This window comes from Streptomyces swartbergensis (assembly GCF_002148965.1).
GTDB classification, from domain to species: Bacteria; Actinomycetota; Actinomycetes; order Streptomycetales; family Streptomycetaceae; genus Streptomyces; species Streptomyces swartbergensis.
The window spans coordinates 30,077-41,844 of the sequence record NZ_NGFN01000030.1; the positions used below are offsets into that span (position 1 = coordinate 30,077).

At 70.3% G+C, this 11,768-nt stretch carries 10 protein-coding genes and 1 riboswitch; of the genes, 9 read left to right on the forward strand and 1 reads right to left on the reverse strand.

All coding sequences use genetic code 11. From position 1 onward, the window contains the following. Positions 1 to 3: 3 nt before the first annotated feature. From ispG to CA983_RS07830, 5 genes are all read left to right on the forward strand, one after another. Entirely contained in the window at positions 4 to 1,161 is a 1,158-nt protein-coding gene (gene ispG / locus CA983_RS07810) for a flavodoxin-dependent (E)-4-hydroxy-3-methylbut-2-enyl-diphosphate synthase (RefSeq protein ID WP_086600137.1), read from the forward strand. Positions 1,162 to 1,190: 29 nt separating this feature from the next. Continuing rightward, positions 1,191 to 3,086 carry a 1-deoxy-D-xylulose-5-phosphate synthase gene (gene dxs / locus CA983_RS07815; protein ID WP_086600138.1) on the forward strand — a complete coding sequence of 632 codons (1,896 nt, stop codon included), beginning with the start codon at positions 1,191 to 1,193 and terminating at the stop codon, positions 3,084 to 3,086. Next, complete coding sequence (locus CA983_RS07820) at positions 3,083 to 4,498, forward strand: aspartate aminotransferase family protein (protein WP_086600139.1); 1,416 nt, start codon at positions 3,083 to 3,085, stop codon at positions 4,496 to 4,498. The genes dxs and CA983_RS07820 overlap by 4 nt, the downstream gene beginning before the upstream one ends. An 85-nt stretch (positions 4,499 to 4,583) precedes the next feature. Continuing rightward, on the forward strand, positions 4,584 to 5,246 hold the full coding sequence (locus tag CA983_RS07825; RefSeq protein WP_086600140.1) for a helix-turn-helix domain-containing protein: 663 nt from the start codon (positions 4,584 to 4,586) through the stop codon (positions 5,244 to 5,246). Positions 5,247 to 5,251: 5 nt separating this feature from the next. Further along, positions 5,252 to 5,362 (forward strand): DUF6126 family protein, encoded by a 111-nt coding sequence (locus CA983_RS07830; RefSeq protein WP_425276428.1) that lies wholly within the window; start codon positions 5,252 to 5,254, stop codon positions 5,360 to 5,362. 9 nt (positions 5,363 to 5,371) lie between these two features. On the opposite strand, the gene CA983_RS07835 is transcribed toward CA983_RS07830, so the two are convergent. After that, on the reverse strand, positions 5,372 to 6,169 hold the full coding sequence (locus CA983_RS07835) for a tyrosine-protein phosphatase (protein ID WP_086600142.1): 798 nt from the start codon (positions 6,167 to 6,169) through the stop codon (positions 5,372 to 5,374). Positions 6,170 to 6,348: 179 nt separating this feature from the next. Here CA983_RS07835 and CA983_RS07840 point away from each other — a divergent pair, with 179 nt between their 5' ends. The 4 genes from CA983_RS07840 (at position 6,349) to CA983_RS07855 (ending at position 11,693) form a co-directional block, all read left to right on the forward strand. Then, positions 6,349 to 8,424 (forward strand): alpha-galactosidase, encoded by a 2,076-nt coding sequence (locus CA983_RS07840; RefSeq protein WP_086600143.1) that lies wholly within the window; start codon positions 6,349 to 6,351, stop codon positions 8,422 to 8,424. 311 nt (positions 8,425 to 8,735) lie between these two features. Then, positions 8,736 to 8,897: riboswitch (cyclic di-AMP (ydaO/yuaA leader) on the forward strand. 4 nt (positions 8,898 to 8,901) lie between these two features. Continuing rightward, positions 8,902 to 9,843, forward strand: a complete 942-nt coding sequence (locus tag CA983_RS07845; RefSeq protein WP_086600144.1) for a M23 family metallopeptidase — start codon at positions 8,902 to 8,904, stop codon at positions 9,841 to 9,843. A 202-nt stretch (positions 9,844 to 10,045) separates the two neighbouring features. Further along, positions 10,046 to 10,762: a DUF6250 domain-containing protein gene (locus CA983_RS07850; RefSeq protein WP_086600145.1), complete on the forward strand. Its 717-nt coding sequence runs from the start codon at positions 10,046 to 10,048 to the stop codon at positions 10,760 to 10,762. Between the two features lie 145 nt (positions 10,763 to 10,907). Further along, positions 10,908 to 11,693 (forward strand): SGNH/GDSL hydrolase family protein, encoded by a 786-nt coding sequence (locus CA983_RS07855; protein ID WP_086600146.1) that lies wholly within the window; start codon positions 10,908 to 10,910, stop codon positions 11,691 to 11,693. The last annotated feature ends 75 nt before the right edge of the window (positions 11,694 to 11,768 follow it).

Here is an 11,768-nt window from a genome sequence, read left to right on the forward strand (position 1 = left end):
GCCATGACCGCCATCCCGCTGGGCGTTCCCGAGGTACCGGTCCGGCCGATCGCGGAGCGGCGCGTCTCGCGCCGGATCCAGGTCGGTCCGGTGGCGGTCGGGGGCGGGGCCCCGGTGTCGGTGCAGTCGATGACGACGACCCGTACGTCGGACATCGGCGCCACCTTGCAGCAGATCGCCGAACTCACCGCGTCCGGCTGCCAGATCGTCCGGGTCGCCTGCCCGACCCAGGACGACGCGGACGCGCTCGCGACCATCGCGCGCAAGTCGCAGATCCCGGTGATCGCGGACATCCACTTCCAGCCCAAGTACGTGTTCGCGGCCATCGACGCGGGCTGCGCCGCCGTCCGCGTCAACCCCGGCAACATCAAGCAGTTCGACGACCGGGTCAAGGAGATCGCGCAGGCCGCCAAGGACCACGGCACGCCGATCAGGATCGGCGTCAACGCAGGGTCGCTGGACCGGCGGCTGCTCCAGAAGTACGGCAAGGCGACCCCCGAGGCGCTCGTGGAGAGCGCGCTGTGGGAGGCGTCCCTGTTCGAGGAGCACGACTTCCGGGAGATCAAGATCTCCGTCAAGCACAACGACCCGGTCGTGATGATCGAGGCGTACCGGCAGCTGGCCGAGCAGTGCGACTATCCGCTGCACCTGGGCGTGACGGAGGCGGGTCCGGCGTTCCAGGGCACGATCAAGTCGGCGGTGGCCTTCGGCGCCCTGCTGTCGCGGGGCATCGGCGACACGATCCGGGTGTCGCTGTCCGCGCCGCCGGCCGAGGAGGTCAAGGTCGGCATCCAGATCCTTGAGTCGCTGGGGCTGCGGCAGCGGCGGCTGGAGATCGTCTCCTGCCCGTCCTGCGGTCGCGCCCAGGTCGATGTCTACAAGCTCGCCGACGAGGTCACGGCCGGGCTCGAGGGCATGGAAGTGCCGTTGCGGGTCGCCGTCATGGGGTGTGTGGTCAACGGTCCCGGCGAGGCGCGGGAGGCCGATCTGGGGGTGGCCTCCGGCAACGGCAAGGGGCAGATCTTCGTCAAGGGCGAGGTCATCAAGACCGTCCCCGAATCGAAGATCGTCGAGACGCTGATCGAAGAGGCGATGAAGCTCGCCGAGCAGATGGAGCAGGACGGCGTGGGGTCGGGGGAGCCGGCCGTCACCGTGAGCTGAAGAGCACGGAATTCGAAGGGGGCCCGATCGTGACGATTCTGGAGACCATCCGAGGACCACGCGACCTGAAGGCGCTGGCCGAGGCGGAACTCGGCGAACTGTCCGACGAGATCAGGGAGTTCCTGGTGCACGCGGTCGCCAGGACCGGGGGTCATCTGGGGCCCAACCTGGGGGTGGTGGAGCTCACCGTCGCCCTGCACCGGGTCTTCGAGTCGCCGGTCGACCGCATCCTGTGGGACACCGGCCACCAGAGCTACGTCCACAAGCTGCTGACCGGACGCCAGGACTTTTCCAAGCTGCGCGGCAAGGGCGGCCTGTCCGGCTACCCCTCGCGCGAGGAGTCCGAGCACGACGTCATCGAGAACAGCCACGCCTCCACCGCGCTGGGCTGGGCCGACGGGCTCGCCAAGGCCCGCCAGGTGCAGGGGGAGAAGGGCCATGTCGTCGCGGTCATCGGCGACGGGGCGCTCACCGGCGGCATGGCCTGGGAGGCCCTGAACAACATCGCGGCCGCCAAGAACCGGCCGCTGATCATCGTCGTCAACGACAACGAACGCTCCTACGCCCCGACCATAGGCGGCCTCGCCAACCACCTCGCGACCCTGCGCACGACCGACGGCTACGAGCGGGTCCTGGCCTGGGGCAAGGACGTGCTCCAGGCCACGCCCCTGGTCGGCAACACCCTCTACGAGGCCCTGCACGGCGCGAAGAAGGGCTTCAAGGACGCGTTCGCCCCGCAGGGCCTGTTCGAGGACCTGGGCCTGAAGTACGTGGGCCCGATCGACGGGCACGACATCGGGGCCGTGGAGTCCGCCCTGCGGCGTGCCAAACGCTTCCACGGACCGGTCCTCGTCCACTGCCTCACGGAGAAGGGCCGCGGCTACGAACCCGCCCTCGCCCACGAGGAGGACCACTTCCACACCGTCGGGGTGATGGACCCGCTGACCTGCGTGCCGCTCTCGCCGGCGGGCGGCCCCTCCTGGACCTCCGTGTTCGGCGAGGAGATCGTCAGGATCGGCGAGGAGCGGGACGACGTGGTCGCGATCACCGCCGCCATGCTCCACCCGGTCGGCCTGGGCGGGTTCGCCGAACGGTTCCCGGACCGGGTGTGGGACGTCGGAATCGCCGAGCAGCACGCGGCCGTGTCCGCGGCGGGCCTGGCGACGGGCGGCCTGCACCCGGTCGTCGCCGTCTACGCCACCTTCCTCAACCGCGCCTTCGACCAGCTCCTGATGGACGTGGCCCTGCACCGCTGCGGGGTGACGTTCGTGCTGGACCGGGCCGGGGTCACCGGCGTCGACGGGGCTTCCCACAACGGCATGTGGGACATGTCCGTCCTCCAGGTCGTCCCCGGCCTCAGGATCGCCGCGCCGCGCGACGCCGACCAGCTGCGCGCCCAGCTGCGCGAGGCGGTCGCCGTGGACGACGCGCCGACACTGCTGCGTTTCCCGAAGGAGTCCGTCGGCCCGTCGATCCCGGCCGTCGACCGGGTGGGCGGGCTGGACGTGCTGCACCGCGCCGACCGAGCGGAGGTGCTTCTGGTCGCCGTCGGCGTCATGGCGCCGGTGTGCCTCCAGGCGGCGGAGCTGCTCGAAGCCCGCGGCATCGGCTGCACCGTCGTCGACCCCCGCTGGGTCAAACCGGTCGACCCGGCGCTCCCGGGCCTCGCCTCCGAACACCGCCTGGTCGCCGTCGTCGAGGACAACAGCCGGGCGGCCGGGGTCGGCTCGGCCGTGGCGCTGGCCCTGGGCGATGCCGAAGTCGACGTCCCCGTACGGCGCTTCGGGATCCCGGAGCAGTTCCTCGCGCACGCCAAGCGCGGCGAGGTGCTCGCCGACATCGGCCTCACACCGGTCGAGGTCGCCGGACGGATCAGTGCGAGCCTGACCGTGAAGAAAGAGCTGTCCAAGGAGCCACAGGAATGACAACCGCCGAGTCCGCGTCGGAGTCGTCGCAGGCCGGGGCGTTCGACCTCGGCGCACTGCTGGCCGAACGCGGAGCCGAGCGCTACGAGCTGCACACCCGGTACCTCAACCACCAGCTCCCGCGCATGCTGCACACCATCGGCTTCGACAAGGTCTACGAGCGCGCCGAGGGCGCCTACTTCTACGACGCGGACGGCAACGACTACCTGGACATGCTCGCCGGGTTCGGGGTGATGGGCCTGGGCCGCCACCATCCCGTGGTGCGCAAGGCGCTGCACGACGTCCTGGACGCGCAGCTCGCCGACCTCACCCGGTTCGACTGCCAGCCGCTGCCCGGCCTGCTGGCCGAGAAGCTGCTCGCGCACAGCCCGCACCTGGACCGGGTGTTCTTCGGCAACAGCGGCACGGAGGCGGTCGAGGGAGCGCTGAAGTTCGCCCGGTTCGTCACCGGCAGGCCCAGGATCCTGTACTGCGCGCACGCCTTCCACGGCCTGACCACCGGCGCCCTCTCCGTGAACGGGGAGTCCGGTTTCCGCGACGGCTTCGCCCCGCTGCTGCCCGACACGGCCGTACCGCTCGGCGACCTCGACGCGCTGGAAAGGGAGTTGAGGAAGGGCGACGTCGCCGCCCTGATCGTCGAGCCGATCCAGGGCAAGGGCGTGCTGGAGGCCCCGCCCGGCTATCTGCGGGCCGCCCAGGACCTGCTGCACCGGCACAAGGCGCTGCTCATCGCCGACGAGGTGCAGACGGGTCTCGGCCGCACCGGCGACTTCTACGGCTACCAGCATGAGGACGGTGTGGAACCCGACCTGGTGTGCGTGGCCAAGGCCCTCTCCGGCGGCTATGTGCCCGTGGGCGCCACGCTCGGCAAGGACTGGATCTTCAAGAAGGTCTACTCGTCCATGGACCGCGTGCTGGTCCACTCGGCGAGCTTCGGGTCCAACGCGCAGGCCATGGCGGCGGGCCTGGCGGTGCTGTCGGTGATGGAGAACGAGCAGATCGTCGCCGGTGTCCGCGCCACCGGGGAACAGCTCCGATCCCGGCTCGCGGCACTGACGGACAAGTACGAGATGCTCGCCGACGTCCGCGGCCGGGGCCTGATGATCGGCATCGAGTTCGGCCGGCCGAAGTCGCTGAAGCTGCGCAGCCGCTGGGCCATGCTCCAGGCCGCGCGCAAGGGACTGTTCGCGCAGATGGTCGTCGTACCGCTGCTCCAGAAGCACCGGATCCTCACCCAGGTCTCCGGCGATCACATGGAGGTGATCAAGCTGATCCCGCCGCTGATCATCGGCGAGCGGGAGGTGGACCGGTTCGTCGACGCCTTCACGGCCGTGATGGACGACGCGCACGACGGCGGGCTGGTCTGGGACTTCGGCAAGACGCTGGTCAAGCAGGCGGTGGCCAACCGGTAGCGCCTGACCAGGCTGCGAACGACAGCGCTTTTGCCTCAGAGGCAAGGAATTTGCCGCTGAGGCAAGGCTCCGGCTGAATGGAGGCATGAGCTCCTCCGAGACCGAGCGGTCCTCCGGGGCCGCCCCGCCGGCTGACCAGGCGGCCGGTGCGCTGCCCGCCGTCGCGCCGCAACTGCGTGCACTGCGGCGCCGGGCATCCCTGACCCTGGAGGCCGCGGCCCGCGCCGCCGGGCTGTCGCCCGCCCACCTCTCCCGCCTGGAGACCGGACAACGCCAGCCCTCCCTGCCGATGCTCCTCGCGCTCGCCCGCATCTACGGTACGACGGTCTCCGAGCTGCTCGGCGAGACGGTCGCCGACCGGGACGCCGTCGTCCGCGCCGCCGACATGGAACCGACCGCGGCGGGCGGCTGGACCTACTGGCAGGCGGGCGCCTCCGGCCGCGGGATGCAGGCCCTGCGCGTCCACGTCCCCCATGGCTCCCAGGGTGACATCGTGCGCGTCCACCCCGGCGAGGAGTGGCTCCATGTGCTCCGGGGACGGCTGCGGCTGAGCCTCGGCGACACCACGCACCAGCTCGCGCCCGGCGACAGCGCCCATTTCGACTCGCTGACCCCGCACCGGATCGCCGCCCAGGACCCGGACGGCGTCGAACTGCTCTTCGTCCACACCCTCTTGCAGAGCCCCACGGCCGCCCTGTGCCTGGGCCCCACCCCTGGAGACATACGAGACATGCGAGACATGCCGTGAAGGACATGGAGGAGAAGTTTCCCCGCGCCCTGTGGGTGCGGCTGTTCGTCTACCTCGTGGTGGGGCACATCTTCGCCGCGTTCGTGTACTTCCTGTTCGAGGCGGGGGCCCGCTAGCCGTACTTCTCAGTCGAGCAGTCGCTCGCGCAGCCGCTCCCGGGTCTCCGGGGTGAGCCCGAGCCCCTTCTCCAGATAGGCGTCGACGCAGCCCCAGGTCTCCTCGATGGTGTCGAAGGCCGCCGCCAGGTACTCGGCGCGCGCGTCGAACAGGGGGCTGAGCAGCTCCATGACCTCGGGGGAGTAGGCCGAGGCGGCGGAGCTGCTGCGGTGCACCTTGTAGCGGCGGTGCTTGGCGTTGGACTTCAGGTAGTCGTCGACGATCGCCTCGCGCTCGACGCCCAGGGCGAGCAGTGTCACCGCGATGGACAGACCCGCGCGGTCCTTGCCCGCCGCGCAGTGCATCAGGGCGGGGACGCTGTCCTCGGCGAGCGCGTGCAGCACCTGGGAGTGCTCGGCCGTGCGGTTCCGGATGATCGTGCGGTAGGAGGCGATCATCCGGTCCGCGCCCTTGCCGTCCGAGAGGATCGCGCGCAGCTGGTCCAGGTCGCCGTCGCGGACCATCCGCCAGAACTCGGCGCCGTCGGCCGGGTCGCTCAGCGGCAGGTTCACATTGCGCACGCCCGGCAGCTCGACATCCGGCCCTTCGAGCTTCTGGTCGGCCTCGTTGCGGAAGTCGAAGATCGTGTGCAGGCCCAGGGTGGTCATGAAGGCGGCGTCCTCACCGGTCGCATGCGCGAGGTGGCCGCTGCGGAACAGCACCCCCTGCCGCACCCGTCGTCCGTCCACGGTCGGCAGTCCGCCCACATCCCGGAAGTTGCGCACTCCGGCCAGCTCGGGCTCGGTCGACGGGACCTGCTGCGTCACGAGGGCTCCTCCCCTTCGGCGCCGCCGACGCGGCTCGTCGACGGGCACCACTCGACGATACGACATGCCTGCCTGGGGCAATGAGTTGTCCACAGGCGTTGCCCGGAGCCCCCGCAGCCCTTGATGATGTTGGGGCCTGGTCGCACCTGGTCGGGCCTGTTCGAATCTGTGAGGCCTTGATGCTGGACATCTCCGAAGACGGTCGTACGTGGGTGCTCTCCGGTCCGGCCAGTAGTTACGCCGTCCACGTCACCGAGCGCGACGAACTGCTGCACCTGCACTGGGGCCCCCGGATCGGCCTCGCCGACGCCGAGGCACTCGCCGTCCGGCCGCTGCCGGACTACTGGCCCTTCGAATCCCCGCTCGACGGGCGCGAGGAGTACCCGGTCGAGGGCGGTCCCCGTTTCGTCCGGCCCGCCCTGTCCGTGCGCACCCCGGAGCGGCGCGGCACCGAGTGGACCTACGAGGGGCATGACGCCGAGGGCGGCGAGCTGCGGCTGCGCTTCCGCGACGGCGATCTGACCATCACGCTGCACTACCGGATGCGCTCCTCGACGGACGTCGTCGAGCGCTGGGTGGCCCTCGGCAACCACGGCCCTGCCGTCGAGGTGCTGCGCGCCGACTCCGCCACCTGGACCCTGCCCGACCGCGACACCTGGCGGCTGTCCCAGCTGCACGGCCGCTGGGGCGCCGAGTCCCGGCTGGAGCGCTCCGCCCTCACCCACGGCGAGAAGGTCATCGGCAGCCGCCGCGGCCACACCGGTCACCAGCACCTGCCGTGGGTCGCGCTCGACACCGACGCGACCGAGGAGAGCGGCGAGGTCTACGGCTGCGCCCTGGGCTGGTCCGGGTCCTGGCGGATCGCCGTGGCCCAGCTCCCTGACGCGCGCGTGCAGATCACCGGCGGGGCCGGGTACGACGACTCGGGCCTGCTGATGCTCGGCGCGGGGGAGTCGTACACGACCCCCGTCTTCGCCGGGCTCTGGAGCGACGGCGGCTTCGGCGGGGCGAGCCGCGCCTGGCACGCCTACCAGCGGGCGCACGTGATCCCGGACGCCGACCAGGACCGGCCGGTCCTGTTCAACTCCTGGGAGGCCACCGAGTTCGACATCTCCGAGGAGCAGCAGCGGGCGCTCGCCGAGCGGGCCGCCGCCATGGGCGTCGAGCTGTTCGTTGTCGACGACGGCTGGTTCGGGGCGCGTACGAGTGACCGGGCCGGGCTCGGTGACTGGACTCCCAACCCGGACCGCTTCCCGGGCGGCCTCAAGCCCCTCGCCGACCACGTGCACGGCCTCGGCATGCAGTTCGGGATCTGGGTCGAGCCGGAGATGGTCAACCCGGACAGCGACCTGTACCGCGCGCACCCGGACTGGGTGCAGTACCAACCGGGACGAAAGCGGACGGAGTTCCGCAATCAGCTCGTACTGAACCTCGCCCGCGAGGACGTCCAGGAGTACCTCTGGCAGCAGCTCGACGGGCTCCTCTCCAGCGCCCCGATCGACTACGTCAAGTGGGACTTCAACCGCTGCTTCACCGACGCCGGCTGGCCGGACGACCCCTACCCGCAGCGGCTGTGGGTCGACCACGTCCATGCCCTGTACGCCCTGCTGGACCGGCTGCGGGCCGCTCACCCCGGGGTGGCCTTCGAGTCCTGCTCGGGCGGCGGCGGCCGGATCGACCTCGGTGTGCTGAGCCGCACCGACCAGGTGTGGACCTCGGACAACACCGACCCGCTCGACCGGCTCGCCATCCAGCACGGCTTCAGCCAGATCCATCCGGCCCGGGTCATGGCCGCCTGGGTCACCGACAGCCCGAACGCCATGCTCAACCAGCGGGCCAGTTCCCTGCGGTTCCGGTTCGTCAGTGCCATGGCCGGGGTGCTCGGGGTCGGAGGTGACCTCACGAAGTGGACGGAGGGGGAACTCGCCGAGGCGCGGGACTGGGTGGAGCTCTACAAGGAGATCCGGCCCGTCGTGCAGCGCGGTGACCAATACCGGCTGCGCCCGCCGGAGGGCGGCCTGAGCGCCGTGCAGTACCTGCTCGGCGACGAGACCGTCGTCCTCGCCTGGCTCCAGGCACAGCGCTACGGCGAGCCCGTTCCGGCGCTCCGGCTGCGGGGCCTCGACCCCGCGGCATCGTACGAATGCCTCGAAACGGGCGAAATTCACCGGGGCGCGGTGCTGCTCCATCACGGGCTGCGGGTCGGTCTGCGCGGGGATCTGGACGCCACCGTCGTCCGGCTTAAGCGTAAGTAGCCGTTCTGTCCGAATAGGGAGTGCTTCGGTTATTTCGACATAACGTGCCCCGATCGTAAAGGAGATGAGGTCGGGGTGCGTGAGCATCGTCATATTCGTGACGATGTGTTGTTGCCATGTGCACGTAATTCACGTGTTGTTCAGGGTTATTGAGGAAAGCGGGAGATCGGTAATCCACGCTCCGTGACGGAAAATGTGCCGACGCGTCAAGAAAAACGCCGTCACGGGCAACCGCAAGCTTGTCGCTTCGCGTCTTGGTCGCTTACGTTCCACACCAATCCGGACGGACGCCTAATCCTGCCGCCGCCCGGAGCCCGCACACACTGACCCGACGTACGGCAGGAGCGGGGGACCCACAGGTAAGACGCCTGTTCCGGTTCCCGGAACGGCTTGGGGTTAAGCCGCGCCTCGGCGCGGCCGGGCATCTCCAGCCCGAACCCGACAGCTCACCTCGTAGGCGCCGGAGAGGAATTCGCCATGCCCGCGAAGGGTAAGCACCGCCGCCCGAAAACCCAGCGTTTCACCCGCTCCATCGCCGTCGCCGGAACCGGCGGGGCCGCACTCGCCCTTCCGCTCATGGGGGCCGCCGGCGCCCACGCCGCCACCCCGCAGTCGGCTCCGGAAAAGACCGTCCAGTCCGCTCCGGCCGCCGAGAAGAAGGCCGTCGAAAAGGCCACGGGCGCCCGCACGTACACCGTGCAGGCCGGTGACTATCTCGCGAAGATCGCCGACGAGCAGAACGTCGACGGGGGCTGGAAGAAGCTCTACACGGACAACCGTGACGCCGTCGGCGACGACCCGTCGCTGATCCACCCGGGCCTGAAGCTGTCGATCGGCAAGAAGGCGGCGGCGAGCGAGTCCAAGTCCTCGGCACCGTCGAAGTCCTCGTCGAAGTCCTCCGCTTCGAAGTCCACGAAGTCCTCGGCCTCCAAGCCCTCGGCTCCGAAGTCGTCCGCCTCCGAGTCGTCCTCGAAGCCGGCTGCCGCCAAGCCGGCCGCCGCGACCTCCAGCGGCTACAGCGCCCCGGTGGACGGTGCCACCGTCGGCACCCCGTACCGGATGTCCGGCAGCATGTGGTCCAGCGGCTACCACACCGGTGTCGACTTCGTCGTCCCGACGGGCACCTCCCTCAAGGCTGTCGGCGCGGGCACGGTCGTCTCCGCCGGCTGGGGCGGCGCGTACGGCAACCAGGTCGTCATCAAGCTGAACGACGGCAGCTACGCGCAGTACGCCCACCTGTCCTCGCTCTCCGTCTCGGCGGGCCAGACCGTGAGCGCGGGACAGCAGATCGGCCTCTCCGGCGCCACCGGCAATGTGACCGGACCGCACCTGCACTTCGAGATCCGCACCACGCCGGACTACGGCTCGGACGTGGACCCGGTCGCCTACCTGCGCTCGCACGGCGTCTCCGTCGGCTGACCGACCGCACGACCACCTGCCTGACACGCAACCGTCGGCCGGACCCCGATCCCCGGGTCCGGCCTTCGGTGTGTGCGTGGGCTCGTGGTGATCGGCCGGCCCGAGGGATCGACAGCGGGCGGCAGTTGGGACACAGTGATCCCGTCCGGAGCGCAAGCGCTTTCTAGAGCCTTCCAGGCGGATCCCCGAGGAGACGTGTCCCGTGCCGACCACTCGCAGAGCGTTCGCAGCCCTGGCCGCCGGAGCCGGCCTGGCGGCCCTCCTCCCGACGGGCGCCGCCCACGCCGCGCCCCGGCACCGCCGCCTCATCGCCCACGACGACTTCTGCCACGGCCTCGCCCAGTGGGCGACCGAACTCCAGGACGGCGGGACCGTGACCGCCTCTCGCGGCGTTCTGGAGATCGACGTACCGAGCGGGGCGACCGTGTGGTTCAGGCGGAGGCTCGACGGGCCGTACGTCCTCGAATACACCGCCACGCCGGTCTCCGAGGGCGGGGTCAACGACCGCGTCTCGGACCTCAACAACTTCTGGAACGCGACCGACGTCCGCTCCCCGGATGATCTCTTCGCCACTCCGCGCGGTGGGGCGTTGGAGGAGTACGACCACCTGACGACGTACTACGCCGGTTACGGCGCCAACTACAACACCACGACCCGGCTGCGGCGGTACGTCGGCGAGCCCGGTGTGCGGCCCCTGATCTACGACTACACCGAGCCGCTGCTGGTGCCGGGTGAGCCCCACCGGGTGCGGATCGTCTCCGACGGTTCGACGGTCAGGTGGTGGAACAACGGGCGCCTCGTCTTCGACTACACGGACCCGCGGCCGTACACCAGTGGGCACTTCGCGTTCCGGACCGTGTGGAGCCACTTCCGGATCACCGGCTTCCGGGTGTGGCGATTGACTCCCCAACACCGCTGAAGGGTGACCTATTCCGGAATTGGCGAACACTTGGGAAGTGGCTTATCTCACCGCCCGTCAACCCCTGCCTACGGTCGCGTAGGTCACATTAAAGGGTGAATCATGAGCGGCTGTGGCAGACGATTCGAAGAGTGACAGCAGAGCAGTGATCGGGTCGTACGTGGCGGTGGGGGACAGCTTCACCGAGGGCGTCGGTGATCCCGGCCCCGACGGGGCGTTCGTCGGCTGGGCCGACCGGTTCGCCGTCCTGCTCGCCGACCGCCGGCCCGAAGGCGACTTCCGGTACACCAACCTCGCGGTGCGCGGGAAGCTCCTCGACCAGATCGTGGCGGACCAGGTTCCGCGGGCCGTCGAAATGGCCCCGGACCTCGTCTCGTTCTGCGCCGGGGGCAACGACATCCTGCGGCCCGGTACCGACCCGGACGAGGTGGCCGAGCGGTTCGAACGGGCCCTGATGCGGCTCACCGCCGCGGCCGGCACGGTGATGGTGACGACCGGGTTCGACACCCGTGGGATGCCCGTGCTCAAGCACCTGCGGGGCAAGATCGCGACGTACAACGGGCATGTCCGGGCCATCGCCGACCGGTACGGCTGCCCGGTCCTCGACCTGTGGTCCCTGCGCAGTGTCCAGGACCGCAGGGCCTGGGACGCCGACCGGCTGCACCTGTCGCCGGAGGGGCACACGCGGGTGGCGCTCCGCGCGGGGCAGGTGCTCGGGCTGGAGGTTCCGGCCGACCCGGAGCAGCCGTGGCCGCCGCTGCCGGCGCGGGGGGCGCTCGAGGTTCGGCGGGACGATGTGCACTGGGCGCGGGAGTTTCTGGTGCCGTGGATCGGGCGGCGGCTGCGGGGGGAGTCGTCGGGGGACCATGTGACGGCGAAGGGCGCTCTGTCGCCGGAGGACATCAGGATGCGGATCGCTTCGGTGGCGTGAGGGGGCGTGCGCGTGCCTGCGGCGGCCTGTGGCTGCTTCGGCGGGGTGCGCGCCTTCGCCTTCGCGGTGGTGGTG